The 26,917-nt window shown below is 72.7% G+C and carries 22 protein-coding genes and 3 tRNA genes; 11 read left to right on the top strand and 14 right to left on the bottom strand.

Annotated elements, in window-relative coordinates; all coding sequences use genetic code 11:
• Window positions 1-63 precede the first annotated feature (63 nt).
• A complete protein-coding gene (locus AB0I06_RS12235; protein WP_363118680.1) occupies window positions 64-2,244 on the bottom strand; it encodes a molybdopterin oxidoreductase family protein in 2,181 nt (726 codons plus the stop codon).
• A 394-nt stretch (window positions 2,245-2,638) separates the two neighbouring features.
• Here AB0I06_RS12235 and AB0I06_RS12230 point away from each other — a divergent pair, with 394 nt between their 5' ends.
• From AB0I06_RS12230 to AB0I06_RS12220, 3 genes are read left to right on the top strand one after another with little or no spacing between them, the layout of a single operon-like run.
• On the top strand, window positions 2,639-4,159 hold the full coding sequence (locus tag AB0I06_RS12230) for an amino acid adenylation domain-containing protein (RefSeq protein WP_363118679.1): 1,521 nt from the start codon (window positions 2,639-2,641) through the stop codon (window positions 4,157-4,159).
• Window positions 4,156-5,412, top strand: coding sequence for a hypothetical protein (locus AB0I06_RS12225; RefSeq protein WP_363118678.1), 1,257 nt, complete (start codon window positions 4,156-4,158; stop codon window positions 5,410-5,412). The genes AB0I06_RS12230 and AB0I06_RS12225 overlap by 4 nt, the downstream gene beginning before the upstream one ends.
• 13 nt (window positions 5,413-5,425) lie before the next feature.
• On the top strand, window positions 5,426-6,193 hold the full coding sequence (locus AB0I06_RS12220; RefSeq protein WP_363118677.1) for an enoyl-CoA hydratase-related protein: 768 nt from the start codon (window positions 5,426-5,428) through the stop codon (window positions 6,191-6,193).
• A 9-nt stretch (window positions 6,194-6,202) separates the two neighbouring features.
• On the opposite strand, the gene AB0I06_RS12215 is transcribed toward AB0I06_RS12220, so the two are convergent.
• Entirely contained in the window at window positions 6,203-6,901 is a 699-nt protein-coding gene (locus tag AB0I06_RS12215) for an ElyC/SanA/YdcF family protein (protein WP_363118676.1), read from the bottom strand.
• A gap of 214 nt (window positions 6,902-7,115) precedes the next feature.
• On the opposite strand from AB0I06_RS12215, the gene AB0I06_RS12210 reads away from it, so the two are divergent.
• From AB0I06_RS12210 to dnaG, 4 genes are all read left to right on the top strand, one after another.
• Entirely contained in the window at window positions 7,116-7,883 is a 768-nt protein-coding gene (locus tag AB0I06_RS12210) for a sirohydrochlorin chelatase (RefSeq protein ID WP_363118675.1), read from the top strand.
• Between the two features lie 116 nt (window positions 7,884-7,999).
• A complete protein-coding gene (locus tag AB0I06_RS12205) occupies window positions 8,000-9,277 on the top strand; it encodes a deoxyguanosinetriphosphate triphosphohydrolase (protein WP_363118674.1) in 1,278 nt (425 codons plus the stop codon).
• 134 nt (window positions 9,278-9,411) lie between these two features.
• On the top strand, window positions 9,412-10,677 hold the full coding sequence (locus tag AB0I06_RS12200) for an FAD-dependent oxidoreductase (protein ID WP_363118673.1): 1,266 nt from the start codon (window positions 9,412-9,414) through the stop codon (window positions 10,675-10,677).
• A 29-nt stretch (window positions 10,678-10,706) separates the two neighbouring features.
• Window positions 10,707-12,626 (top strand): DNA primase, encoded by a 1,920-nt coding sequence (dnaG, locus tag AB0I06_RS12195; protein ID WP_363118672.1) that lies wholly within the window; start codon window positions 10,707-10,709, stop codon window positions 12,624-12,626.
• Window positions 12,627-12,632: 6 nt separating this feature from the next.
• Here the strand turns inward: dnaG and AB0I06_RS12190 are convergent, their stop codons facing one another.
• Both AB0I06_RS12190 and AB0I06_RS12185 read right to left on the bottom strand, forming a co-directional pair.
• Window positions 12,633-13,631 (bottom strand): nucleotidyl transferase AbiEii/AbiGii toxin family protein, encoded by a 999-nt coding sequence (locus tag AB0I06_RS12190; protein ID WP_363118671.1) that lies wholly within the window; start codon window positions 13,629-13,631, stop codon window positions 12,633-12,635.
• On the bottom strand, window positions 13,628-14,281 hold the full coding sequence (locus AB0I06_RS12185) for a hypothetical protein (RefSeq protein ID WP_363118670.1): 654 nt from the start codon (window positions 14,279-14,281) through the stop codon (window positions 13,628-13,630). Before AB0I06_RS12185 ends, AB0I06_RS12190 begins: the two co-directional genes overlap by 4 nt.
• A gap of 103 nt (window positions 14,282-14,384) precedes the next feature.
• Between AB0I06_RS12185 and AB0I06_RS12180 the strand changes: the two genes are divergently transcribed.
• Window positions 14,385-15,680 carry an RNA polymerase sigma factor gene (locus AB0I06_RS12180; protein ID WP_363118669.1) on the top strand — a complete coding sequence of 432 codons (1,296 nt, stop codon included), beginning with the start codon at window positions 14,385-14,387 and terminating at the stop codon, window positions 15,678-15,680.
• Window positions 15,681-15,784: 104 nt separating this feature from the next.
• On the opposite strand, the gene AB0I06_RS12175 is transcribed toward AB0I06_RS12180, so the two are convergent.
• The 4 genes from AB0I06_RS12175 to AB0I06_RS12160 form a co-directional block, all read right to left on the bottom strand.
• Window positions 15,785-17,713 carry an ABC transporter ATP-binding protein gene (locus AB0I06_RS12175; RefSeq protein ID WP_363118668.1) on the bottom strand — a complete coding sequence of 643 codons (1,929 nt, stop codon included), beginning with the start codon at window positions 17,711-17,713 and terminating at the stop codon, window positions 15,785-15,787.
• Window positions 17,713-19,446, bottom strand: coding sequence for an ABC transporter ATP-binding protein (locus AB0I06_RS12170; protein ID WP_363118667.1), 1,734 nt, complete (start codon window positions 19,444-19,446; stop codon window positions 17,713-17,715). The genes AB0I06_RS12175 and AB0I06_RS12170 overlap by 1 nt, the downstream gene beginning before the upstream one ends.
• 110 nt (window positions 19,447-19,556) lie before the next feature.
• Window positions 19,557-21,005 carry an FGGY family carbohydrate kinase gene (locus AB0I06_RS12165; protein WP_363118666.1) on the bottom strand — a complete coding sequence of 483 codons (1,449 nt, stop codon included), beginning with the start codon at window positions 21,003-21,005 and terminating at the stop codon, window positions 19,557-19,559.
• Between the two features lie 150 nt (window positions 21,006-21,155).
• Window positions 21,156-21,461 (bottom strand): YtxH domain-containing protein, encoded by a 306-nt coding sequence (locus tag AB0I06_RS12160; protein WP_363118665.1) that lies wholly within the window; start codon window positions 21,459-21,461, stop codon window positions 21,156-21,158.
• Window positions 21,462-21,620: 159 nt separating this feature from the next.
• On the opposite strand from AB0I06_RS12160, the gene AB0I06_RS12155 reads away from it, so the two are divergent.
• From AB0I06_RS12155 to AB0I06_RS12145, 3 genes are all read left to right on the top strand, one after another.
• Window positions 21,621-21,693, top strand: a tRNA-Asn gene (locus AB0I06_RS12155).
• 5 nt (window positions 21,694-21,698) lie between these two features.
• Window positions 21,699-21,771: transfer RNA gene (locus tag AB0I06_RS12150), tRNA-Asn, on the top strand.
• Between the two features lie 190 nt (window positions 21,772-21,961).
• Window positions 21,962-22,038, top strand: a tRNA-Ile gene (locus AB0I06_RS12145).
• A gap of 77 nt (window positions 22,039-22,115) precedes the next feature.
• Here AB0I06_RS12145 and uppS read toward each other — a convergent pair.
• From uppS to AB0I06_RS12115, 6 genes are all read right to left on the bottom strand, one after another.
• Window positions 22,116-24,008: a polyprenyl diphosphate synthase gene (uppS, locus tag AB0I06_RS12140; RefSeq protein WP_363118664.1), complete on the bottom strand. Its 1,893-nt coding sequence runs from the start codon at window positions 24,006-24,008 to the stop codon at window positions 22,116-22,118.
• Window positions 24,009-24,092: 84 nt separating this feature from the next.
• A complete protein-coding gene (locus AB0I06_RS12135; RefSeq protein WP_363118663.1) occupies window positions 24,093-25,058 on the bottom strand; it encodes a YihY/virulence factor BrkB family protein in 966 nt (321 codons plus the stop codon).
• Window positions 25,059-25,124: 66 nt separating this feature from the next.
• A complete protein-coding gene (locus AB0I06_RS12130; RefSeq protein ID WP_363118662.1) occupies window positions 25,125-25,367 on the bottom strand; it encodes a DUF6411 family protein in 243 nt (80 codons plus the stop codon).
• 90 nt (window positions 25,368-25,457) lie between these two features.
• Window positions 25,458-25,589, bottom strand: a complete 132-nt coding sequence (locus AB0I06_RS12125; protein ID WP_363118661.1) for a hypothetical protein — start codon at window positions 25,587-25,589, stop codon at window positions 25,458-25,460.
• On the bottom strand, window positions 25,586-26,365 hold the full coding sequence (locus tag AB0I06_RS12120; RefSeq protein ID WP_363118660.1) for a cytochrome c oxidase assembly protein: 780 nt from the start codon (window positions 26,363-26,365) through the stop codon (window positions 25,586-25,588). The genes AB0I06_RS12125 and AB0I06_RS12120 overlap by 4 nt, the downstream gene beginning before the upstream one ends.
• Window positions 26,362-26,862: a DUF2243 domain-containing protein gene (locus AB0I06_RS12115; RefSeq protein WP_363118659.1), complete on the bottom strand. Its 501-nt coding sequence runs from the start codon at window positions 26,860-26,862 to the stop codon at window positions 26,362-26,364. Before AB0I06_RS12115 ends, AB0I06_RS12120 begins: the two co-directional genes overlap by 4 nt.
• Window positions 26,863-26,917 lie beyond the last annotated feature (55 nt).

Here is a 26,917-nt window from a genome sequence, read left to right as displayed (position 1 = left end):
GGTACCGCGGAGCACAAGGCGGTGGCGGCGGCCTGGAAGGCCGTCGTGGTGAGCTGACCGCTGCTACGGCCGCACCGCCTCCAGCCGCACCGCGCACGCCTTGAACTCCGGCATCCGCGACGTCGGATCGAGCGCGGGGTTGGTGAGGGTGTTGGCCCGTCCCTCACCCGGCCAGTGGAAGGGCATGAAGACGGTGTCGGGCCGGATGGCGTTGGTGATCCTCGCGGGCGCCACGGCCCGGCCCCGCCGCGACACCACGGCGACCGGATCACCCTCGGCGGCGCCCAGCCGGGCCGCCAGCCGCGGGTGCAGCTCCACGAACGGCCCGGGAGCGGCGGCGTTCAGCTCCGCCACCCGCCGGGTCTGCGCCCCGGACTGGTACTGCGCCACGACCCGCCCGGTCGTGAGCAGCACGGGGTACTCGTCGTCGGGCTCCTCGGCGATCGCCCGGTGCGAGACCGGCACGAAGCGGGCCCGGCCGTCCGGCGTGGCGAAGCGGTCGAGGAAGAGGCGGGGCGTGCCCGGATGGTGCGCGGCCGGTGTCTCCCGGGCGGGGTCGTCCGGCAGCGGCGCGTCCAGCAGGGCGTCCTCGCCTCCCTCCACCGCCTCCGGCGGGGCGGCCCCGTCCGGTTCCACCGTCGCCGGACAGGGCCAGAAGACCCCGTCCTCCTGCGCCAGCCTGCGGTAGGTGATCCCCGAGTAGTCCGCCGCCCCGCCCGCCGACGCCCGGCGCAGCTCCTCGAAGACCTCCTCCGGGTCCGTCGGGAAGCCCTTCTCCACGCCCAGGCGGGCGGCCAGTTCGTGCAGCACCTCCAGGTCGCTGCGGACACCGGCGGGCGGGGTGATCGCCCGGCGCCGCAGCAGCACCCTGCCCTCCAGGCTGGTCGTCGTGCCCGTCTCCTCCGCCCACTGGGTGACCGGCAGCACCACGTCCGCGAGCGCCGCCGTCTCCGAGAGCACCACGTCACAGACCGCCAGGAAGTCCAGCGACCTGATGCGCTCCTCGATGTGCGCGGCCCGCGGCGCCGACACCACCGGGTTGGACGCCATCAGCAGCAGGGACCTGATGTCGGTCCCCAGTGCGTCCAGCAGCTCGTACGCGCTGCGCCCCGGGCCGGGCAGGCTGTCCGGGTCGACCCCCCACACCTCGGCGACATGCGCCCGGGCCGCCGGGTCGTCGAGCTTGCGGTAGCCCGGCAACTGGTCGGCCTTCTGCCCGTGTTCGCGCCCGCCCTGCCCGTTGCCCTGCCCGGTCAGACAGCCGTACCCGGACAGCGGGCGGCCCGCCCGGCCGGTCGCCAGACACAGGTTGATCCACGCACCCACCGTGTCCGTGCCCTTGGACTGCTGCTCGGGCCCCCGGGCGGTGAGCACCATCGCCGACTCCGGCTCGCAGAACATCCGGACCGTCTGGCGGAGTTGAGGAACGGACACCCCCGTGATCCGCTCCACGTACTCCGGCCAGTGCGCCATCGCCGCCGCCCGCGCGTCCTCCCAGCCGGTGGTGCGCTCCCGGACGTACTCCTCGTCCACCCGCCCCTCGGCGATCACCAGGTGCAGCAGGCCCAGGGCGAGGGCCAGGTCCGTGCCCGGCCGGGGCGCAAGGTGCAGGTCCGCCTGCTCGGCCGTCCTGGTGCGGCGCGGATCGATCACGATCAGCGTGCCGCCGTTCTCCTTCAGCTCGGTGAAGAACCGCAGCGAGGGCGGCATGGTCTCGGCGAGGTTCGACCCGACCAGGATCACGCAGCCCGTCTTCGGGATGTCCTCCAGCGGAAAGGGCAGCCCCCGGTCGAGCCCGAACGCCTTGATGCCGGCGGCCGCCGCCGACGACATGCAGAAACGGCCGTTGTAGTCGATCTGGGACGTGCCGAGCACGACCCGCGCGAACTTGCCGAGCGCGTACGCCTTCTCGTTCGTCAGCCCGCCCCCGCCGAACACCCCGACCGCGTCCGGCCCGTGCTCGGCGCGTGTGCGGCCCAGCCCCGCGGCGATCCGGTGCAGCGCCCGGTCCCAGGTGGCCGGCACCAGCGCGCCGCCTTCATCACGCACCAACGGGGAGGTCAGACGCACGCCGGGCGCCAGGACCGCCGCGGCCGTCCGGCCCTTGCCGCACAGCGCGCCCCGGTTCACCGGGAAGTCCGCGCGTTCGCCCACCTCGACGGTCCCGTCCGGCGCGGGCGTCAGGTTCATCCCGCACTGCAAGGCGCAGTACGGGCAGTGCGTGGGCGTCGCGGTGTTCTGCATGCCCTTCAGCGTGCGTCGGCCGTGTTACGCCCGGGACGGTTCCCTGTTACGCGGCCGGGACGGCAACCTCCCCGCCGCCGCCCCGCCCGCGTGAGGCAGGAGCCCGCTGTCTGTTTCAGGCACAGGCCCACCCTCCTTCAAGTCGCCGCCGACCGGCACGGACGTTGCCTCTGGGGCGAAGAACGCCACATGTGGCTCATTGCGTTCCTTTCTTGGCCGGTCCGACCTAGTTGAGTGTTGAAGCAGCCGCACTACGCTCTCGCTACGCGCAGCGCTCGCACGACTCCGCACGGCGTTCGACACCCGGGCATGCCCGCCGCTCACGGCAGCATCCACCCGCGGCCGGCCCGCAGGTGGCAATCCGACCTCGAAACAGCCAGGAGGCCATTCGGCCATGCCTCTGCGCCACTTGACCCCCCGCGACCAGCGGCTCTTCCGGCAGTACGGCCGGGGACCCACCGTCCCCGTCCCCGACCCGCTCCTGCACCACGCCGTCGCCCGGCACGCCACGGCCCGCCCGCACGCCGTGGCCGCCGAGCACCAGGGCGCCCGCATCACCTACGGCGAACTCGACCGGCACGCCGCAGCCCTCGCCGCCCGCCTGGTCCACGAGGGCGTCCGCCCCGGCGACCACGTCGGCCTGTTCGTGCGCCGCTCCATTCCGATGCTGGTCGGCCTGCTCGGCATCCTGAAGGCCGGCGCCGCCTACGTCCCGCAGGACCTCGGTCTCGCGCCCCCGGCCCAGCTCACCCACGTCATCCGCACCGCCCGCACCCGGGTCGTCCTCACCCTCGCCGAGCACGCCCCGCGCGTGCCGCTGCCGGACGGCCATCTGCTGCTCCCGCTCGACGAACCGCTGCCGTACGCCCCGGCCCCGCACGTCCGCGTCACCGGCGACGACGGTGCCTACGTCCTGTTCACCTCCGGCACCACCGGCCGCCCCAACGGGGTGAAGGTCACCCACCGCAACGTCGCCAACCTCCTGCTCACCGCCCCGGGCGGCCTCGGCGTCCGGCCCGGCGACCGGGTCGCCCAGCTCCTCAACATCGCCTTCGACATGGCCGCCTGGGAGATCCTCGGCTGCCTCACCCAGGGCGGCACGCTCGTCATCCGCGGCAAGAACCTCGCCGCGGCGGCCCGCACGGCGGACGTGCTCGTCGCGACGCCGACCGTGCTGTCCGGCCTCGACCCGGCCGCCTGCCCGCGGGTGCGCACCGTCGCCGTCGCGGGGGAACCCTGCCCGCGCCCGCTGGCCGACCGGTGGGCCCGGCAGGCCGCCTTCTTCAACGGCTGCGGCCCGACGGAGACGACGATCGTCAACACGATGAGCCGCCACGACCCGCACGCCCCGCTGCTCACCATCGGCCGCCCCACCCCCAACAACACGGTCTACGTCCTCGACGCCGACCGCCGCCCCGTGCCCATCGGCGAACCCGGCGAGATGTGGGCCGGCGGCGATTGCGTCTCGGCCGGCTACCTCGGCGACGACGCCCTCAACGCCGAGCGCTACGCCCCCGACCCGTTCCTGGGCGGCGGCCGCCGTATGTTCCGCACCCGCGACCTCGGCCGCTGGACCCCCGAAGGCGAGCTGGAGCACCTCGGCCGCACCGACGACCAGGTCAAGGTGCGCGGCTTCCGCGTCGAACTCGACTCCGTCTCCGCCGTCCTGGAGTCCGCCGCCGGCTGCACCCGGGCCGTCACCCTGAAGCGCGACGCCCGCACCCTGGTCTCCTTCGTCTGCCCGGCGGACGTCGACCCGGACGCGGCCCGCCGCGCGGTCGCGCACGCCCTGCCGTACTACTGCGTCCCCGAACAGATCCTGCCGCTGGCCCTCCTGCCCGAGACCGACCGAGGCAAGGTCGACAAACAGGCATTGCTGCGCATGATCGAGCAGCGCGTGGCGGTGGCGCCATGACCACGTCCCCTCCCCGGAGCCGGCACGCCACCGGTGGGCTCCCTCCGCTCCTGCCCGGCCCCCGCCGCCTGCTCAAGCACCCCCGCCTGATGCACTACAACCGCCTGGCGGCCCTGGTCCTGCTCGCCAACGCGGCCTTCACGGCGGCCGCTTGGCCCCTGGCCGCGCCGACCCTCGGGCACGCGGCCCTGGCCAACCTCGCCCTCGCCGTCGTCGTACGCCAGCAGTACGTCATCAACGCGCTGTTCCGGCTGGCGACCTCGGCACCGACGAGCTGGCCGCTGCGGATCCGCTGGACGCTCGGCAAGGTGTACCACTTCGGCGGACTGCACGTCGGCGGGGCGCTGGCCGGGACGGCCTGGTTCCTGGCGCTGACGCTCACGACGCCCCACGGCCCCCGCACGGCCGTCGGCTGGACACTGATCGCCCTCCTCACGCTCGTCGTGGCCACCGCCCTGCCGCCCTTCCGCTCCCGCCACCACGACCGGTTCGAGAGGATCCACCGCTTCGGCGGCTGGGCGGCCCTGGCCCTGTTCTGGACCCACACCCTGCTGTCGTCACCGGGCCCCTGGGAGGTCGGCGTGCTGACAGTGATCACCTTCAGCGTCGCCCTGCCCTGGCTGCGGCTGCGCAAGGTGGACGTCCACCTCGAACGCCCCTCCTCCCACGTCGTGCTGGCCCGCTTCGACCACGGCGAGACCCCCTTCGCCGGCTCCTCCACCGCGATCAGCCGCAGTCCGCTGAAGGAATGGCACTCCTTCGCCAACGTCCCCACCCCCGGCGAGCCGGGCTTCCGGCTCACGATCTCCCGTGCCGGCGACTGGACCGGCGCCTTCATCGACGACCTGCCCGAGCGGGTGTGGGTCAAGGGCATCACCACGGCAGGCGTCGCCAACATCGAGGTCCTGTTCACCAAGGTGGTCTACGTCGCCACCGGCAGCGGCATCGGCCCCTGCCTGCCCCACCTGCTCGCCGCGCAGGTGCCCTCCCGGCTGGTCTGGGCGACCCGCGACCCCCGCGCGACCTACGGCGACGCCCTGGTCGACGAGATCCTCGCCGCCCAGCCGGACGCCCTGATCCACGACACCTCCCGGCACGGCAAGCCCGACATGGTGCGCCTGGCCCATGAGGCCTTCCGGGACTTCGGCGCCGAGGCGGTCATCTGCATCTCCAACAAGAAGCTGACCTGGCAGGTGGTCCACGGCCTGGAACGGCGGGGGATTCCCGCGTACGGCGCGATCTGGGACTCGTAGAAAGGGGATGTCCATGAACAACCTGAAGCTCGAACGGCACGGCCGGGTGGTGACCGTGCGTCTGCACCGCCCGCACGTACGCAACGCGCTCAGCTCACAGCTGCTGTCCGAACTCCTCGGCGCTCTGCGCCCGTTGGACGCGGACCCCGAGGTCGGCTGTTTCGTCGTCACCGGTTCGGACACGGTCTTCGCGGCGGGCGCCGACATCAAGGAGATGGCGGGGAGGTCGGCCGTCGACATGGCGGCCGAGGACTACTTCGCCGACTGGGAACAGTTCGCCGACCTCCGCACCCCGAAGATCGCCGCCGTCAACGGCCATGCCCTGGGCGGCGGTTGTGAGCTGGCGATGATGTGCGACCTGGTCGTCGCGGGGGAGTCGGCGGTCTTCGGCCAGCCCGAGATCAAGCTGGGCGTGATTCCCGGCATCGGCGGCACCCAGCGGCTGACCCGGCTCGTCGGCCGGGCGAAGGCGATGGACCTGGTCCTCACCGGCCGCACCATGGACGCGCGGGAGGCTGGACGCTGCGGTCTCGTCTCCCGTGTGGTCCCCGACGAACGGGTGCTGCCCGAGGCCCTCGAAGCGGCGGCGGCGATCGCCTCCTACGGCCGCGCGGCGGTCAGGGCCGCCCGCGAGTGCGTCGACCGGGCCCTGGAAACCGGCCTGCGCGACGGGGTCCGCTTCGAACGCCGCGTGTTCCACGCCCTGTTCGCCACCGACGACCAGAAGGAGGGCATGGCGGCGTTCCTGGACAAGCGCACGCCGCGCTTCGGCGGACGCTGACGGGCCCGGTCACCGGAGAGGGTCTTCGGCTGCCGCCAAGGCCCTCTCCACCCCCGGCTCCCGCGGCCCGAGGAACCGGGGATCCGGCCGGAACACCGCGTCCAGAGCGGCCTTCCCGGCGGCGAGGATCTCCCGGGCGCCCCCGTAGTACCAGGTCGCGTCGTGCACCGCGTCCACCCCGACGCCGTAGGAGGTGACCCCCGCCGCCTCGCACAGCGCCACCGCCCGCCGGATGTGGAAGCCCTGGCTGATCAGCACGGCCTCGTCCACCCCGAAGATCTTCTTCGCGCGCACGCAGGAGTCCCAGGTGTCGAACCCGGCGTAGTCGCTGACGATCCGCCCGTCGGGCACCCCGTGGCGCGTCAGATACACGCGCATCGCGTCCGGCTCGTCGTAGTCCTCACGACTGTTGTCCCCTGTGACGAGCACCACCTCCACCCGCCCCTGCCGGTACAGCTTCGCCGCCGCGTCCAGCCGGTGCGCGAGGTACGGCGAGGGCTCCCCCTGCCACAACCCGGCTCCGAACACCACGGCCACGTCGGTACGCGGCACGTCCGCCGCCGTACGCAGCCGGTCGCCCGCGACGGCGTACATCCACGTCGCCGGAAGCAGCGCGAGCACGCACCCGGCCATCACGGCCTGCACCAGCCTGCGCTGCCCGCGCCGGCTCCGCGGCAGCCGCGGCCGGCGCAACGTCACACCACGCATCGCACGGTCCCTCCCCAGGTCGGCCCCTCGACAGTCGAGGACGTGCTCCCGGGCCGCCCGGTTCATCCGCCTCCGCGTGACCAGCTTCACCCCGTTTCAGGCAACCGCAGCTCACGCCACCTCACACACCCCCCGTCCCGCATCGTGAACCGCCGGAAAACACCCGTGACGCCCAGGCAACGGGAAGGCAACGTGGCGCCGCGACCATCGGTGCATGCCCAGTCAGCTCACCCTCGTCCCGCCGCCCGCCCCGCGCCGCCCGGCCCCGCCCGCCCTCGTGGTCGTGGCCCACGGCAGCCGCGACCCCCGCGCGCTGAGCACCGTGAGCGCGCTCCTCGACCGGGTCCGGGCCCTGCGCCCCGACGTGCCGGTGCACCTGGGCCACATCGAACTCAACGCCCCCCTGCTCCCCGACACGCTCGCCGCCCTCGGTGACAGCGAGGCGGTCCTCGTCCCCCTCCTGCTCAGCCGCGGCTACCACGTCAAGCAGGACATCCCCGAGATGGCCGCCGCCTCCCCGGCCCGCACCCACCTCGCCGCCCCCCTGGGCCCCCACCCGCTCCTGGTCGACGCCCTCGAGGCCCGCCTCACGGAAGCCGGCTGGGGCGGGACACCCCACCGCACCAGCGCGGTCGTCCTCGCCGCTGCGGGCTCCCGCGACCCGGACGCGAAATCGGACACGGGCCGCACCGCCCACCTCCTGGCGACCCGGCTCGGCGTCCCGGTCATCCCGGCCTACGCCTCGGCCGCGACCCCCACGGTCCAGACCGCGGTCCGCACCCTCCTGGCCAGGGGCCGCCGCCACATAGCCCTGGCGTCCTGCTTCACGGCCCCGGGCCGCTTCGCCACGGAGTGCGCCCAGGCGGCCCCATGGATAGCAGCGGCCCCCCTGGGCACCCACCCGGCGATGGCCCGGCTCCTCCTCCACCGCTACGAGGAAGCCCTGACGGCAGCGGCTGAACCGATACTGGCCTCGGCCTGAAACGGGGCGGGGGGTCGCGCCCTCAGGGGCGCGGGGAACTGCGCGACAAGCCACAAACCTCCCGCACCCGCCCGAAATGAAATCCCGGCACACGCAGACGCGCTTACTGTCGTCACATGGACGGCACCGCACAACACCCCCTCGCCTACGACCCGACGTCAGTCGACCGCTGGGCCCCTGAACCCGACAAACGCCCCGGCCGCACCGCGTTCCAACGCGACCGGGCCCGGGTCCTCCACTCCGCCGCCCTGCGACGCCTCGCCGGCAAGACCCAGGTGGTGACGCCCGGCAGCCTCGGCTCCGCCTGGGACGCCAGCCCCCGCACGCGCCTCACCCACTCCCTCGAATGCGCCCAGGTCGGCCGCGAGCTCGGCGCGGCCCTCGGCTGCGACCCGGACCTCGTGGAAGCGGCCTGCCTCTCGCACGACCTGGGGCACCCGCCCTTCGGGCACAACGGCGAGCAGGCCCTCAACGAGTTCGCGGCCGACTGCGGCGGCTTCGAGGGCAACGCCCAGTCCCTCAGGCTCCTCACCCGCATCGAGCCCAAGCGGTTCACTCCCGAGGGCTCCGTCGGCCTCAACCTCACCCGCGCCACACTGGACGCCGCGACGAAGTACCCCTGGCCCCGCGGCGCCCACCCGACCGACCCGGCCTCACGCAAGTTCGGTGTCTACGAGGACGACCGCCCGGTCTTCGACTGGCTCCGCAAGGACGCCCCCGGCACCCGTACCTGCTTCGAGGCGCAGGTCATGGACTGGTCCGACGACGTGGCCTACTCGGTGCACGACGTGGAGGACGGCCTGCACGCCGGCCACATCGACCCCAACTGCCTGCACGCCGACCCCGAACGACGGGACGTCTTCCAGGTCGCCCTCGGCCGCTACGTCCCCGACGGCACCGACCCGGCCGAGCTCTCCGAGGCCCTGGACCGGCTCCTCGCCCAGGAGTGGTGGCCGCACGGCTACGACGGCACCGCCGTCGCACAGGCCCGGCTGAAGGACGCCACCAGCCAGCTCATCGGCCGCTTCTGCCTGGCCGCCGAGACCGCGACCCGCGCCGCGTACGGCGACGGGCGGCTCACCCGGTACTCCGCCGAGCTCGTCGTCCCGCGCGAGACCCGGATGGAGTGCGCCGTCCTCAAGGCGGTCGCCGACCTCTACGTCATGCAGCGCGCCGAGCAGGAGCGGCTGCGCGCCGACCAGCGGATCGTCGTCGCCGAACTGGCCGAGGCGCTCACCGCCCGCGCCCCGGACGGCCTGGACCCGCAGTTCCGCTCCCTGTTCGACCGGGCGGCGGACGACAGGGGGCGCAAACGGGTGATCGTCGACCAGATCGCCTCCCTCACCGACCTCTCCGCCCGTTCGCTTCACGCCCGTCTGACAGGGCAGGGGTGAGACTGACGCGACGGGCGGGACGTGAGCACCCCCGCATGTGACCCTCCGTGGCCTGATCGGGTCACTCCCTCTTCCCGCATCACGCTCCGTGCGGGACGCTCGCAAGTGGCGACACCCTGACGAGGAGGCACCAAGTGGTCGACGCGGATCAGACATTCGTCATCGTCGGAGGCGGACTGGCCGGCGCCAAGGCGGCCGAGACGCTCCGCGCGGAGGGCTTCACCGGCCGCGTGATACTGATCTGCGACGAACGCGACCACCCCTACGAGCGCCCGCCGCTGTCCAAGGGCTACCTCCTCGGCAAGGAGGAACGCGACAGCGTCTTCGTGCACGAACCCGCCTGGTACGCGGCGCACGACATCGAGCTGCACCTCGGCCAGACCGTCGACCGGATCGACCGTACGGCGAAGACGGTCCGCTTCGGCGAGGACGGCACCGTCGTCCGCTACGACAAGCTGCTCCTGGCGACCGGCGCCGAACCCCGCCGCCTCGACATCCCGGGCACGGACCTGGCGGGCGTGCACCACCTGCGCCGCCTCGCCCACGCCGAGCGCCTCAAACACGTCCTGACCAACCTCGGCCGGGACAACGGCCACCTCGTCATCGCCGGCGCCGGCTGGATCGGCCTGGAGGTGGCGGCGGCCGCCCGCGAGTACGGCGCGGAGGTCACCGTCGTCGAGCACGGGCCGACCCCCCTGCACGGCGTGCTGGGCCCGGAGCTCGGCGCCCTCTTCGCCGACCTGCACCGTGAGCACGGGGTGCGCTTCCACTTCGGCCGGCGGCTGACGGAGATCGTCGGCCAGGACGGCATGGTCCTCGCGGCCCGCACCGACGACGGCGAGGAGCACCCGGCGCACGACGTGCTGGCGGCGATCGGCGCGGCCCCGCGCACCCACCTCGCGGAGGCGGCGGGCCTGGAGACCGCCGACCGGGCCCACGGCGGCGGCATCGTCGTCGACGAGCGGCTGCGCACCTCCGACCCGGACGTCTACGCCGCCGGTGACGTCGTCTCCTTCCCGCACACCCTCTTCGGCACGCGCGTGCGCGTCGAGCACTGGGCCAACGCCCTCAACGGCGGACCGGCCGCCGCCCGCTCCATGCTGGGCCGGGACGTGACGTACGACCGGGTGCCCTACTTCTTCTCCGACCAGTACGACCTGGGCATGGAGTACTCCGGCTGGGCGCCCGCGGGCGCCTACGACCAGGTGGTGATCCGCGGGGACGCCGGGAAGCGCGAGTTCATCGCGTTCTGGGTGAAGGAGGGCCGGGTGCTGGCCGGGATGAACGTCAACGTGTGGGACGTCACGGACAAGATCCAGCGCCTGATCCGCTCCAGGGCCCGGGTGGACACCGAGTCCCTGGCGGACCCGCACGTACCGCTGGAAAGCCTCGCACCGTAGGTGTCGGTCCGTCCCCGTAGAATTCACGCGTGGCAGGACGGATCAACGACGAGGACGTGAAGGCGGTACGGGACGCGGTCCCGATCGACGCCGTGGTGTCCGAGTACCTCCAGCTGCGCAACGCGGGCGGCGGAAACCTCAAGGGTCTGTGCCCCTTCCACGACGAGAAGTCACCGTCCTTCCAGGTCAGCCCGAGCAAGGGGTTCTTCCACTGCTTCGGCTGCCAGGAGGGCGGCGACACCATCACGTTCGTGATGAAGATCGACCACCTCACCTTCTCGGAGGCGGTCGAGCGCCTGGCCGGTCAGGCGGGCATCACCCTGCGCTACGAGGAGGGCGGCTACAACCCCTCCCACCAGCGCGGCGAGCGGATCCGCCTGGTCGAGGCCCACAAGATCGCCGCCGACTGGTACGTGGAGCAGCTCGCCACCAGCCCGGAGGCCGACGCCGGACGCCAGTTCCTCGCCGAGCGCGGCTTCGACCAGGCCGCCGCCCAGCACTTCTCCGTCGGCTACAGCCCCCAGGGCTGGGACCACCTCACCCGCTTCCTGCGGGGCAAGGGCTTCAGCGACAAGGAGATCCTGCTCTCCGGTCTCGCCCAGGAGGGCCGCCGCGGCCCCATCGACCGCTTCCGCGGCCGGCTGATGTGGCCCATCCGCGACATCGGCGGCGACGTCGTCGGCTTCGGCGCCCGCAAGCTCTACGAGTCGGACAACGGCCCCAAGTACCTCAACACACCCGACACGGCGATCTACAAGAAGTCCCAGGTCCTCTACGGCATCGACCTGGCGAAGAAGGACATCGCCAAGGCGTCCCGCGCGGTCGTCGTCGAGGGCTACACGGACGTCATGGCCTGCCACCTCGCCGGCGTGACGACCGCCATCGCCACCTGCGGCACCGCCTTCGGCACCGACCACATCAAGATCCTCCGCCGCCTCCTGATGGACAACGGCTCGGCGCGGGTCATCTTCACCTTCGACGGCGACGCCGCCGGCCAGAAGGCGGCCCTGCGCGCCTTCGAGGACGACCAGAAGTTCGCCGCCGAGACGTACATCGCCATCGCCCCGGACGGCATGGACCCCTGCGACCTGCGCCTGGCCAAGGGCGACGAGGCCGTCGCCGACCTGGTCGAGCCCCGCACCCCGCTCTTCGAGTTCGCGCTGCGCCAGATCGTGAGCCGCTACGACCTCGACACCCCGGCCGGCCGCGCCTCCGCGCTGGACGAGGCCGCCCCGATCGTCGCCCGCATCAAGAACAGCGGCGCCCAGCACGAGGTCGCCGTGCAGCTCGCCGGCATGCTCGGCATCCTCGACACCCAGTTCGTGGTCAAGCGCGTGGCGCAGCTGGCCCGCTGGGCCCGCGACCGCGGCGGCAAGGGCCCGGCCCCCGAGCGGCACCAGCAGGGACAGCAGTACGCCGGCCCGTCCCGGCCGGCCCCCACCCGCGGCCCGGCCCTGAACCTGCGCAACCCGGTCTTCGCCACCGAGCGGGAACTGCTCAAACTCGCCCTCCAGCGCCCCGAGCTGGTCTCCCCGGCCTTCGACGCCTACGGCGTGGACGAGTTCACCGCCCCGCCCTACGCCGCCGTCCGCCAGGCCATCCAGGACGCGGGCGGCGCCGAACCGGGCGTCGCGGACCCCCAGGGCTACCTGGTCCGGGTCCGTGAGGCCGCCCCGGACGACGCGGTCCGCGCGATGGTGACGGAGCTGGCCGTCGAGGCGATCATGCTCCACAGGGGCGTGAAGGGCGTCGACGAGACCTACGCGGGCGCCCAGTTGGTGACGGTGCGCCGCCGGGCCGTCGAGCGCCGCATCCGCGACATCACGGGCCGGCTCACCCGCCTGGGCACCCACGGCGACCCGGCCGAGCTCGCCGCCGTGCAGAACGAACTGTGGGTCCTCCAGCAGTACGACCAGAGCCTGCGGGAGCACGGCGCCGCCGCGCTCTGACCCCGGTCAGGTCCCTGCTTTCCCGAAGGCCGGCGCCACGGCCCGCACCAGCCGCTCGGCGAACGAGTGCTCGTCGTACCTGAACCGCGGGTACTCGGTGACGAAGTGCTCCCACTCCACATGCCCGACGGCGTACTCCACGTGCTCCAGCAGGATCCGCTCGCGGTACGGGTAGGGCCACTCGCCCGTCAGCCGGAACACCTCGTGCAGCAGCTCGTAGCGCAACGGGTACCGCTCGGCCAGCAGGACGGCGTCGTACAGGTCCTTGCCCTGGACGTGCGCGTCGTTGATCACCCACAGCAGCTTCCACGCCAGCGACAGCTCCGGGGTGGCCGCCTGGACGAGCGCACCGCCCGGCAGCTCGACCGGCTCGGGCTCCTCGGGCAGCCGCTCGTTGAAGACGAAGTCCAGCTGAACGTGGCCGCCGGGCAGGCCGGGCGCGCCCCAGGGGAGCACCATGCGCCGGCCGGGCACGCGGTCGTAGGTCCAGATCTCCTCGGCGACCGCTCCCCGCGCCGAGATCCCGACCCCCGGTCCCCGTGCCTCGGCCAGTTCCTGCGCTGCCGCCGCGATCCCGCTCAGCATCCGGTCCGTCCGGCCGTCCTCCATGCGCCAGGTGTGCGGAACGACGACGAAGTCCAGGTCACCGGGCTCGCGCGCGGCCTCCCCGAACCACGCCGACATCAGCACGCTGCCCCGCAGCACCAGCGAGTCCACCCATGGCGAGTCGCTGATCGCGGCCAGCACCAGGTGCAGCGCCTGCCGGCGGGCCGCCCGCCACGCCTCGTCCCGCGCCGGGTCGGTGAAGCACGGATCCGTGGCGCGGTAGGCGTTGTGGAGGTGCTTCAGGGCCGGGTCGAAGACGGGGCGCTGCACCACGTCGTCGCCGGGTACCGGGCGCAGCGTCCTGGGCAGGTGTCCCGTCCTGCGGGTGGCGTCGTCCAGCGGCTCCCGGGGGATCTCGGTGCTGCGCCAGCCGAACCCCTCCCACGCCGTCCCGGTCATGTCCGTACCACCACCGGCTCCTCCAACCATCCCTCGTCCACCGAGACATCACTGTCGTGCAGCACGAACTCCCGCTCCACGCCGAGCACTTCACAGCCGCGCAGCTCGGTCAGCAGTCGCTCCAGCGCCCGGCCTGCGCCCTCGGCGTCCACCGCGTGGCAGCGCTGGGTCACGAACCGCTCGTGCTGCTCGCCCCGCACCCGCCGGGCGTTCCAGGACAGATGGGCGCCGTGCGGCGTGACGCGCGCCGCGAGAGCCGCCAGGCCGGTGTCCGCGGTGAGCCGCAGCTTCACATGGTGCTCGAAGTACCGTCCGTCGCCGCAGGGCCGGCGCGGCACCTCCGACGCCCAGGGCGACGACTCGATCTTCACGCGCACCGGATCGAAACCGTCCGCCCGCAAACGCGCGACCACGTCCCGTACGCGCGTCAACTCACCGGCGTACGACGGCGAACCGGACAGGGTGAGCATGGGCTGGTCGCGCATCCGGCCCCTGGCCAGCACGATGTGCGTGAGCTTGAACCCGCCCCCCGCCGCCCAGCGGCGCAGCCGGGCGAGCTCGTCGGGGCCGGCGCAGCGGACCGTCACATGCGACTCGTACAGGGAGGCGGACACCGGACGATCGTCGCAGACCAGGGGCGCGTGAGGCATCCGGGTTTTCCACGAGGGGCGACCACGCGGTCACGGACCGGAAGCAAAAAGTCCTCGCACGCCCCTCGTGGCGACGATGTGTCTTACCCCACACTGGGTTGCGGTGCCTGAGTCCTCGGAGCGCGGCCGATCCGTCACCGACGGGTCCCAGACCCCCGCGGTTCCGCTCATCGCGTACGGGACGGAAAGCGGCGAGGCCGTCGACTCCGCCCCCGAAGTACCGCTGCCGCCCTCCTTGGCAGCGATCATCCTGGAGGTCGCCCCCGTGCAGACCCAGACCCTCACCCAGACCGACGTCGGTGCTGCCCCCGGCGCCGACGGCACCTCCCCGGACACGGAGGCCGACGCCCTGTCCGGGGTTCCGGCCCAGAGCCGCGCCGCGCACCACCCCGAGTCGGAGCCCGAGCCGGAGGAACCGCCCGCCGAGGCCATCGAGACGGCCGAGCCCCCCGAAGCCGTCGTCCCGCCGGCGCGCACCGAGACCGGCGGCCCCTCCTCGGACCTGTTCCGCCAGTACCTGCGGGAGATCGGCCGCATCCCCCTGCTCACCGCCGCCGAGGAGGTCGAACTCGCCCGCCGCGTCGAGGCCGGCCTGTTCGCCGAGGAGAAGCTGCGGCTCACCCCCGACCTGGACAGCCAGCTGGCCCTCGACCTGGACCGGCTCGTCGTCATGGGCCGGATGGCCAAGCGCCGTCTGATCGAGGCGAACCTGCGGCTCGTCGTCTCCGTCGCCAAACGCTACGTCGGCCGCGGCCTGACCATGCTCGACCTCGTCCAGGAGGGCAACCTCGGCCTCATCCGGGCGGTGGAGAAGTTCGACTACGCCCGCGGCTACAAGTTCTCCACGTACGCCACCTGGTGGATCCGGCAGGCCATGTCCCGCGCCCTGGCCGACCAGGCCCGCACGATACGCGTCCCCGTCCATGTCGTGGAGCTCATCAACCGGGTGGTGCGGGTGCAGCGCCGCATGCTCCAGGAGCGGGGGTACGAGCCGACACCCGAGGAGGTCGCGGCCCACCTGGAGCTGGCGCCCGAGCGGGTCAGCGAGGTCCTGCGCCTGGCCCAGGAGCCGGTGTCGCTGCACGCGCCCGTGGGCGAGGAGGACGACGTCGCCCTCGGCGACCTCATCGAGGACGGCGACGCCGCCAGCCCCGTGGAGTCGGCCGCGTTCCTGCTGCTCAGGGAGCACCTGGAAGCGGTCCTGTCGACCCTGGGGGAGCGGGAGCGGAAGGTCGTCCAGCTCCGCTACGGCCTGGCGGACGGCCGCCCCCGCACCCTGGAGGAGATCGGCCGCATCTTCGGTGTGACGCGGGAACGGATACGGCAGATCGAGTCCAAGACCCTCAACAAGCTGCGGGACCACGCCTTAACGGACCAGCTGCGGGGCTATCTGGAGTGAAGGGCGCCGGCTGAACGTCCCCAAGGGGCGCGGGGAACCGCGCGACCAGCCCCCACCGGCCCGCAGCCGCCCCACGACACCACCGGCACCCCCCGGAACGCGACTCAGTCGACCTCGGCCACCGCCTGCGCGAACTGCGCCTGGTACAGCCGCGCGTAGGCGCCGCCGGCCGCGAGCAGCTCCTCGTGCGCGCCCTGCTCCACGATCGACCCGTTCTCCATCACCAGGATCGTGTCCGCGTCCCGGATCGTCGACAGCCGGTGGGCGATGACGAACGACGTACGCCCGTGCGCCAGTTTGGCCATCGCCTTCTGGATGAGCACCTCGGTACGGGTGTCGACGGAACTCGTCGCCTCGTCCAGCACCAGGATCACCGGGTCGGACAGGAAGGCCCGGGCGATGGTGATGAGCTGCTTCTCACCCGCGCTCACCCCCGTCCCCTCGTCGTCGATGACCGTGTCGTACCCGTCCGGCAGCGTCCGCACGAACCGGTCCGCGTGCGCCGCCCGGGCCGCCTCCTCGATCTCGCCGCGGGTCACCTTCCGGGACGCGCCGTACGCGATGTTCTCCGCGATCGTGCCGCCGAACAGCCAGGTGTCCTGGAGCACCATGCCGATCCCGGCCCGCAGTTCGTCCCGGGACATGCGCGCGATGTCGACGCCGTCGAGGGTGATCCGCCCGCCCGTGACGTCGTAGAACCGCATCAGCAGGTTGACCAGGGTCGTCTTGCCGGCGCCGGTCGGGCCGACGATGGCCACCGTCTGCCCCGGTTCGACCTTCAGCGACAGGTTCTCGATCAGCGGCTTGTCCGGGTCGTAGCGGAACGACACGTGCTCCAGCGCCACCTGCCCGCGCAGTTCCTCGGGCCGCACGCCCGGCACCGGGTCGGCGCCCTGCTCCTCGGCGTCGAGCAGCTCGAACACCCGCTCCGCCGAGGCGACGCCCGACTGCACCAGGTTCGCCATCGACGCCACCTGCGTCAGCGGCATGGAGAACTGCCGCGAGTACTGGATGAACGCCTGCACATCACCGATGGACAGCGATCCCGACGCCACCCGCAGCCCGCCCACGACCGCGACCAGCACGTAGTTGAGGTTCGACACGAACATCATCAGCGGCTGCATCACCCCGCTGTTGAACTGCGCCTTGAACCCCGCCTCGTACAGCGCGTCGTTCTGCTCGGCGAACTGCCGCGCCGACTCCTCCTGCCGCCCGAACACCTTCACCAGGGCGTGCCCGGTGTACATCTCCTCGATGTGCGCGTTCAACTGGCCCGTGGAGCGCCACTGCTGCACGAAGTGCGGCTGCGACCGCTTGCCCACGCGCGTCGCCACGACGAACGACAGCGGCACGGTCACCAGCGCGACCAGCGCCAGGATCCAGGAGACGTAGAACATCATCGCGAGCACGCCGATGATGGTCAGCACCGAGTTGATGAGCTGGCCCATCGACTGCTGGAGGGTCTGCCCGATGTTGTCGATGTCGTTGGTCGCCCGGGACAGCACCTCGCCGCGCTGGCGCTGGTCGAAGTACGACAGCGGCAGCCGCGACAGCTTCGTCTGCACGTCCTCGCGCATCCGGAACATGGTTCGGTTCACGGCCCGGTTCACCAGCCGCGTCGCCACCGCCATCAGCAGCCCGGCCACCGTGAACACACCCAGCGCGAGCAGCAGCACATGCCCGACGGCCGTGAAGTCGATGCCCTCGCCCGGGGTGAAGTCGGTGCTGCGCAGCATGTCGGCTTCGTCACCGTCACCGCGCTGCCGCATCTGCTCCAGGACCTGGTCCTTGGACGCCCCCTCGGGCATGCCGCGCCCGATGATGCCCGCGAAGACCAGGTCGGTGGCCTTGCCGAGGATCTTCGGACCGACGACGTTGAGGCCGACGCTGAGCACCACGCACAGCAGCAGCACGTAGATGGTCACGCGCTCCGGCCGGAACCGCGCGACGAGCCGTTTGCCCGATCCCTTGAAGTCCAGCGAGCGCTGGTCGGGGCCGCCCCCGGCCATCATCCGCCCCATGGGCCCCGCCATCAGGCAGCCTCCGCTTCCGTGAGCTGGGAGAGCACGATCTCCCGGTAGGTCTCGTTGTCCGCCATCAGCTCGTGGTGCCGGCCGGTTCCGACGACCCGGCCCTCGTCGAGGACCACGATCCGGTCGGCGTCCCGGATGGTCGACACCCGCTGGGCCACGATCACCACGGTCGCCTCGGCGGTCTCCTGGGACAGCGCGGCCCGCAGCGCGGCGTCCGTGGCGTAGTCGAGCGCCGAGAAGGAGTCGTCGAAGAGGTAGATCTCGGGCCGCTGCACCAGCGTCCGGGCGATCGCGAGCCGCTGGCGCTGACCACCGGAGACGTTCGTCCCGCCCTGGGCGATCGGGGAGTCGAGACCGCCCTCAAGCCGCTCCACGAACTCCTTGGCCTGCGCCACCTCCAGCGCGTGCCACAGCTCCTCGTCGGTGGCGTCCGGATTGCCGTAGCGCAGATTGGTCGCCACCGTCCCCGCGAACAGATACGGCTTCTGCGGCACCATCCCGACTGTCTTGGCGAGCAGCTTCGGGTCGATCTCCGCCACCTCGACCCCGTCGACGAGCACCTGCCCGTCGGTCGCGTCGAACAGCCGCGGGACCAGCCCGAGCAGGGTGGACTTGCCGCTGCCGGTCGAGCCGATGACGGCGGTCGTCTCACCCGGCCGGGCCACCAGGTCCACCGACCGCAGCACCGGCTCCTCGGCACCCGGGTAACGGAAGCCCGCCCCCCGGATCTCCAGATGCCCGTGCCGGCGCAGCTCCCGCACCGGCGCCGACGGCGGCACGACGCTCGAGGAGGTGTCCAGCACCTCCTGGATGCGCTCGGCGCACACCTCCGCGCGCGGCACCATCATGAACATGAAGGTGGCCATCATCACGGACATGACGATCTGCATCAGATAGGCCAGGAACGCCGTCAGATCACCGATCTGCATCCCGCCGCTGTCGATGCGGTGCGCGCCGAACCACACCACGGCGATCGACGACAGGTTCACCACCGTCATGACGATCGGGAACATCAGCGCGAGCAGGTTGCCGGTGCCCAGCGCGAAGTCCGTGAGGTCGGTGTTGGCCTTCCGGAAGCGCTGCTGCTCGTACTCGTCCCGGACGAAGGCCCGGATCACACGGTTGCCGGTGATCTGCTCGCGCAGCACCCGGTTCACCGAGTCCAGCCGCTCCTGCATGGACCGGAACAGCGGCCGCAGCCGCCGCACGATCAGCGTCACGCAGACGCCCAGCACCGGCACGACCGCGACCAGCACCCCCGACAGCGGCACGTCCAGACCGAGCGCCAGCACGATGCCGCCCACGCACATGATCGGCGCCGACACCAGCAGGGTGAACGTCATCAGCGCCAGCATCTGCACCTGCTGGACGTCGTTCGTCGTCCGGGTGATCAGCGACGGCGCCCCGAAGTGACCGACCTCACGCGCGGAGAACGACTGCACCCGGTCGAACACGGACGCCCGCAGGTCCCGCCCGAGTGCCGACGCCGTACGGGCGCCGTAGTACACGGCGCCGATGTTGCACACGACCTGGACCAGCGAGATGCCGATCATCACGCCGCCGTAGCCCAGGATGTAGCCGGTGTCGCCGTTGACGACACCCTGGTCGATGATGTCCGCGTTCAGCGTGGGCAGATAGAGCGTGGCGCAGGTCTGCAGGAATTGCAGCAGCACCAGGAGAGCGATGGGTCTCTTGTAGGGCCTGAGACAGGTCCGCAGGAGTCGTATGAGCACGCTGCTTCTCTCGGAGTGGACGACGGGGCCAGTGGTTGCCCCTGGCCCCTATCGTCGAACACTCCACCCGCGTTACCTCAACCGAATTAACCCAACAAGCGGTCAAGAGGTCACAGGGCCCCGGGGTGCGTCTGCTCCCGTACCGCCACGAACTGCTGCCGCACCGCCTGCCCCACGGCCAGTTCCTCCCCGGGTTCCAGCACCTGCGCCACCGCGCCCTGCCAGGCCGGCGGATTGCGCACGTCGAGCGTGCCCTGCGAGGCCCCGAGCGCCCAGGCCGCCTGGCGGGCGGCACCGATCGCCGCGTAGTCCGCGGGCTGCGGCACGACGACCTGCGTCCCGAACAGCATGGGAGCCGCGGCCTGCACGGCGGGCAGTTCGGCGGCAGGTCCGAGCAGGAACACCCGCCGCACGTCGACGCCCCGGCCGCGCAGCACGTCCAGCGCGTCCGCGAGCCCGCACAGCATGCCCTCGAACGCGGCCCGCGCCAGGTGCTCCGCCTTCATCGACTCGCGCCTGAGGCCGGCCAGCGTCCCGGCGGTGTGCGGCAGGTTCGGCGTCCGCTCACCCTCCAGATAGGGCAGCAGCACCAGGCCGTGCGACCCGGGAGTCGACTTCATGGCCAGGTCGGACAGGCTCTCCAGATCGGGCAGCCCCAGCAGCTCGGCGGCCCCGCGCAGCGCCCGTACGGCGTTCAGGGTGGTGACGACGGGCAGGTGCATGCCGGTCGCGTCCGCGAGCGCGGTGATCATCCCGGACCCGTCGACCAGCGCCTCGGGGTGGACGGCCATCACGGACCCGGACGCGCCCAGCGACACCACCGCGTCACCCAGACCGATGCCGAGACCGAACGCCGCCGCCATGGTCTCGCCGGTCCCCACGGAGATCAGCAGCCCTTCCGGCGTCGTACCGGCCGCGTCCGCCGGTCCGATCACCTCCGGCAGCATCACCTGGTGCCCGAGCGCCAGCTCCACGAGGTCGGGCCGGTAGCCGCCGGTGGCCGCCGACCAGTAGCCGGTGCCGGACGCCCCGCCCCGGTCGGTGGTCCTCCTGACCGGCCGGCCCAGCAGCTGCCACACCAGCCAGTCGTGTGCCTGGAGAAGGATCGCGGTGCGCTGCGCGTTCTCCGGCTCGGTCCGGGCCAGCCAGCGCAGCTTGGTGATCGGCTGCGCGGCCTGCGGCACGGACCCCACCGCCTGCGCCCACGCCTCGCGCCCGCCGAGCGCGTCGACCAGATCGGCCGCGGCGACCTGGGTGCGCTTGTCGCCGCCGACCATCGCCGGGCGGACGGTGTTCCCCTGCGCGTCCAGCGGCACGACGGCGTTCTGCTGCGCCGAGACGCCGATGGCCTGCACACCCTCCAACAGGCCGCCCCCCGCGGCCTCGCCCAGCGAGAGCAGCCAGGCCTGCGGGTCGACGTCCGACGGCCGGCCGCCGCCCTCGGGGCTCTCCACCGGATGCGGTGCATATCCCTGCCTGAGCACGGCTCCGGTATCCGTGTCACAGACGACGATACGAGTGAAATCGGGCGAACTGTCCAACCCGGCGACTATCCCCATGGCCAAAATTCTGCCGTACCGCTGCGCCGGCTCGGGCCGTGGGCGCCGTCGGGGCTCTCGTCCAGGGGCGGCTGCGGGCTCGTCGTGGCTGGTCGCGCGGTTCCCCGCGCCCCTGAGGACGAGCCCCCGCCCGGCACCACAGCGGAACCGTTACGTATTGCTCGTGCCCCAGTCGTCCTGGCCGCCGTTGTGGGTGGCCCGGTCGCGCAGGTGACGGACCCGGTCCGCCACCGACTCGGGGACCCGGTCGCCGACCTTGTCACTCACCACGTGGTACGCCTTGCCCGCGAACTCACGGCCCTGGTGGGCCGCGGTCTCCGCGGTGTTGCGGACGGCGGGGTTCTGAGCGAGCTGCCGGGCTGACTTCTTCAGCTGCTCGTAGCGCTCGCGTCCGGCCCTCGTGCCCAGCACGTAACCCAGGACGACTCCGGCGACAAACGTGAGCCGGTAACGCATGGCGGCCACCCTTTCCTTGCGTAGGTCTCCGGTGCGGCGTCGGTGCCGGGGAGTACCGATTGGCGGAGCACCCCCCTGCTTGCGCTAATGTATGTGTCGCAGCGAACGCGCGCCCCCTGGCGAATACCCGGGTAGCCACGTTCGATGCATACGAGACCTTCCTCGGTAGCTCAATTGGCAGAGCAGCCGGCTGTTAACCGGCAGGTTACTGGTTCGAGTCCAGTCCGGGGAGCTCGGTCCTCCGTAGCTCAATTGGCAGAGCAGCCGGCTGTTAACCGGCAGGTTACTGGTTCGAGTCCAGTCGGGGGAGCAGGTTGAACGAGGGCCCCTCTCAGGGGTCCTTTTTCATGTCCGTTCCGCTGTCCCGGGAACCGCGCGGCACCCGGCGCAGTCCTCAAGGTCACGTAGGCCGTGCGAAGCCGCCCAGCCGAAGCAGGAGATCGTATGAGCGGCTATGCTGCGGCAGACGGCGCGCACACATGTACGCGACACGCCGCTATGGGGCGGTAGCTCAGCCGGTTAGAGCAGCGGACTCATAATCCGTCGGCCGTGGGTTCGAGTCCCACCCGCCCCACCACGCGCTACCCGCGCAGAACCGTTTCTACTCGCGAGCGCGCGAGAGCGACGGTGCCGCTCCCGAGCGGCCCACCCCCTTCACTCGCCCGGCCCCGCCGCAGGAGCCGCCGTGGTGTGCGCTGCTGACGGTCCGTCGGCGGGGGCGGCCGGGGTGCCCGCGGCGGATCCCGCCGTGGCCGGTGTCGCACCGTGGTGGCGCTGGCGGTGGGTGAACGCGGTGATCGCCTGCCAGAGGTCGCGGCGGTCCGCGTCGGGCCACAGCCCCTCGGTGAAGTGCAGCTCGGCGTACGCGGTGTGCCAGGGCAGGAAGTTCGACACGCGCTGTTCGCCGCCGGTGCGCCACAGCAGGTCCACGTCCGGCAGGTCCCCCAGGGGCAGATGGCGTGCGAAGTCGTCCTCGGCGATCAGATGCGGCTGAAGATGACCGGCCCGGGCCCGCTGGGCCAGGGCGGCGGCCGTACGGGTGAGCTCGTCCCGGCCGCCGTAGTCGATGCACATCGTCAGCGTCAGGCCGGTGCGGGCTCGGGTGGTGCGCTCCCGCAGATGGAGCAGATCGACCAGGTCCGGGGGCAGCCGCCCCGCGCGGCCGTGCCAGCGCAGCCGGACGTCGAGGTCGCGGAAGGGGTTCTCGGCCAGTTCGGCGCGCAGGAGGTCGAGGATCGCGTCGACCTCCTCCGGGTCGCGGTGCCAGTTCTCGGTGGAGAACGTGTAGAGCGTCAGATGGCGCAGGCCGATCTCCAGGGCGCCGTGCACCACCTCGCGGACCGTGGCGGCACCGGCGCGGTGTCCCTCGTGCCGGGGCAGCCCGCGCTGCTGGGCCCAGCGTCCGTTGCCGTCCATGATCACCGCGACGTGGCCGGGCAGCCGGTCCGGCGGGATCTCGGGCGGCTGCTCGCCGCTGGGGTGGGGCGGTGGCTGCCGGAAGACGCCGGTGGGTGCCGGCCGGGCGGCCTGCGGTGATGCCTGCGGCCCGGGCCGGCGCCGTGGCGGCACCGTCAGCGGGGTCAGGCTCCAGGCCAGGGCCGCGCGGGTGCGGGCCGGGGCGAGGATGCGGGCGCGGGTGCGCAGCGCGGGTCGGGGCGGGGAGCGCAGCAGGGCCGGACCGGCGGCGTCGACGGCGTCGAGCTGGGCGCGCAGCAGGGCGGCCATGGTGTGCAGGACCGTCGCGGGCCCGGGGTGCATGCCGCGGGTGAGGGACTCCTGGGTCACCCACTGCCGGGCCAGACCGGTCAGGTGCGTCACCAGGGCGGCGACGGCGGGACTCCAGCGCAGCCGCGCGAGGTCGGCGGCGGCCCCGGGGTGCCGGTCGAGGGCCTCGGCGGGCAGCAGCAGGTCGCCCTGGGCGAGATCGGCGGACAGGTCGGTCAGGATGTCGGTGAGCCGGACGCCGTCGAGGAACTCCTCATAGGTCTCACGGGTGTCCAGACGCAGCGCCACGGGGACACCGGCCCGGTCGAAGACCGTGCGGACCTGGCCGAACCAGGGCAGGAGGTTGTCCCGGCCCCAGGCGCGCCACTGCGCCCAGTCGGCGAAGCTCCTGCCGCGGGTGTCGTCCCGGACCTGGGCCATGGCGTCGCGCAGTTCGGACAGGTCGAGGCGCCAGCGGTTCGCGGTGTCCACCAGGGCGTGGCGGACCGGGTCGGGGCTGGAGCCGGCGGGCAGTTCGCGGTGCAGGGCGGTGATCCAGGCCTCGACCCGGGCGGCGCGCTCGGCGGCGGGCGCGGTGCGGTCGTCGCCCAGGTCGTCGAGGGCGCTGGCGGCCGCCCACAGGGCGTGCAGCGCCGGGCGCAGGGCCGCCGGCACCAGCTGGATCAGCGCGTACTCCGCCGGGTCCTGGTCCCTCGTCCGGCGCCGGCACAGTCGGTAGGCCGCCCGCAGGGCCGGATCGTCGCCGGTCACCGGTCTTCCGGAGATGTCGGAGGTCACCTGTCGGTCTTCCGGTGTCGTGGTCGCGGGGGGCACATCGCTCACACCGAGGACGATACGTCCTGGTTGCGCGCGGTGATCACAGGGGCCGGGCGCGCGTCAGGAATCCGTCCCGGGCCCCGGGGCGCGTCACGGCCCGGGCCCCGGGTCCGGCCGCACGGCCTCGGTGATGCCGGCCCGGGCCGCCTCCAGCTGAGCGGCGAAGGCGATGCCGAGGAAGAGCACCACACCCGTCAGGTTGGCCCACAGCAGCAGGGCGACGAAGGCGGTCAGCGGTCCGTAGACGGCGCCGAACGAGCCGCTCTTGGCGACGTAGAGCGACAGCAGCCAGGTGGCCGTGACCCACAGCACCAGATGGACCGCGGAGCCGAACGCCAGCCAGGTGTAACCCGGTTGGTCCCGGCGCGGTGCCCAGCGGAAGATCACCGCCGAGGCGACCCAGGCGAGCGCCACGCCCAGCGGCACGTCCAGGGCGCCCCACCAGTCGAGCCAGGTGCGGGACCAGCCGAGGGTCTCGACCACCGCGCCGCCGACGGCGTCCCCGGCCACCAGCACGAGGAACCCCAGGACCATCGGCATGCCCGCGGCGACGGCGAGCAGCAGGGAACGGCCGTACTTCGCCAGGAAGGGCCGGTCGCGCTCGATGCCGTAGATGCGGTTGGCGCCCCGCTCGACCTGGGCCATCGCCGAGGCCAGATTGAGGACGGCGAAGGCCAGGCCCAGCCACATGGCGACGGCGCCCCAGACACCTGAACCGGCGCTGCGCTCGGTGCCGTCGAGGGCGTCCTCGATCAGCTGCGCGCTCGCGCCCGGGACGATGTGGCCGAGGGTGAGTTCGATGACCCGCCCCACGCTCTCGGTGTGCACGGTCGTGGCCACGCCGACCAGGGCGATGGTGAACGGCACCATGCCGAGCACCACCTGGAAGGCGAGGGAGCGGGAGTTGCTGAAGCCGTCGGCGTACCGGAACCGGGTGAACGCGTCGATGAGCAGCCGGCGTCCGCCGTAGCGCCGCAGCGCGGTGAACGCCTCGTCTCCGGAGAGTTCCTCCCCGATCATGTCCCGCGTCTGCGGGACATGCACAGCGGTACCCATCGAAGAGGTCTCCTTCTGCCTGCCCTGTGTTCCGGACCAGCATGCCGGGTGATCCGGTCGGGCGGGTCAGAAGGGCATGCGGCCGCGCGTGCGGCGCCCGGCCGAGCCGCTGCGGCTCACCGCGCGCGAACTCGTGTGGAAGGGCTTGCTGAAGAGCCTGCCCAGCACGCCGGGCGCCTTGCCGCCGGCGCGGGCACCGGCGCCGAGCGAGCGCTGGGTGCCGCGTTCGGGGTGGCGCGAGAGACGGGGGAGGAGGAAGGCCAGGACGGCCAGCAGCACGCACCCGGCGACGACGGCGGCGATGATCACGGTAACTCCCTTGTACGAGGGGTGAGATGGGGAGATACGGGTGCCCCGTCGCGTCGCCTCCATGTGGCCTGCCGGGTGTCGTCCGTTCCGTCAGTCCTCGTCCTCGCCCTCGGTGCTCGCGTCGTCGCGGTCGCCCTCCGCCTGGGACGGGGTGGGGCGTGGGGTGGTGTCCTGCTCGTCGTCGCGGTCGCCCTCGGCCTGGGACGGTGTGTGGTCGCTCATCGTGTGCCTCCTTGTGCGGTCGCCGGCTGCCGGGTACCCCGGTGGGGCCGGGACCACCGGCCCTGTGCGCGGTACCACTGGCCGGCCAGCAGCAGGGCAAGGGCGAGCTCCACCGCGTCACCGCCGTAGTACATGAGCTGCGAGGCGGCGTGCAGGTCGGCGGGGGTGTGGGCGGTGCCGGGCGGGCCGGTGGCCCACAGGCTCTTCGCGAGGATCGCGTGGGCCGCCGAGGCGGCCAGGAGGGTGCCGCCCCGCACGGCCCAGCCGGGCCGGTGGCGTACCGGGTCCACGGCGAGCAGGGCGAAGGTGTAGAGGGTGCCCGCGGCGAAGAGGTGCAGGAGGAGGAAGGGGTGGTGGTGCAGAGCGGACAGGCAGGGAGTGCGGTACAGGAGCCACAGGCCGCCGATGTCCAGGGCCGCGGCGACGGGCGGGAAGACGAGCGCCGTGACCGGGCGGGAGCGGGTCAGCCGGACCAGGGCGCGGCGGCCGGCCGGCGGGAGGGTGCGCAGGGCCAGCGTGACCGGCCGGGCCAGGACGACCGGCAGCGGGGCCGCCATGCCGGCCGTCACATGGGCGGCGGTGTGCGCGGTGAACGGGGCCGACCAGGTCTGCCACGGCACGGCGTACGCCGCCACGAGCAGTCCGCCGCCCAGCCAGAACCCGGCGTCGCGACGCACGGGCCAGCGGTCCCCGCGGCGCCGCAGCCGGGCGGCGCAGGCCGTGTACAGCAGACAGCACGACAGGACGAGCACCGGCAGGGCAGCCGGGGTCGTCACCGCGCCCGCCCGCGCTCCGCGTGCCGCGCCCGGCGCCACAGGAGCAGGCCGGCCAGCAGGAACAGGGCGGCGACGACGTTCCAGGTCCAGTCGTAGGGCCGCGGATCGACCTCGTAGCGGATCTGGTGCAGGCGCAGCAGCTTGTGCTGGACGGTGCCGTCGTACAGCTGGAATTCGCCGAGGCCCAGGCAGACGCCGGACCACCACGCCGGGGGCAGCAGGGCGTCCTCGCGGCGCAGGTCGGCGAAGAGGAACAGACCCGCCACCATCGCCAGCCAGCCGCCGGCGTGGAACAGGCCGTCGGAGACCAGGCCCACGTCGGGGGTTGACCGGTCGTAGAAGTGGTGCCAGTGGAGCAGCTGGTGGAAGACGGTCTCGTCGACGAACGCGGCCACGCCGACCCCGGACAGCGCCCCGCCGGTCAGGGAACGGCCGAACCGCACCCGCCCGCGGTCGTGGTCCTGCGGCCCTCGGCGCTCGGGGCGGTTGAAGCCCATGGGGATTCTCCTCGGCGCGGGCTGGGCCGGAACGGGCCGCCGCCGGGTACCCGGG

This window comes from Streptomyces sp. NPDC050674, assembly GCF_040654575.1.
In the GTDB taxonomy this organism is placed as follows: domain Bacteria; phylum Actinomycetota; class Actinomycetes; order Streptomycetales; family Streptomycetaceae; genus Streptomyces.
The sequence above is the reverse complement of the archived record's forward strand: the minus strand, read 5'-3'. Positions and strand labels throughout refer to the sequence as shown.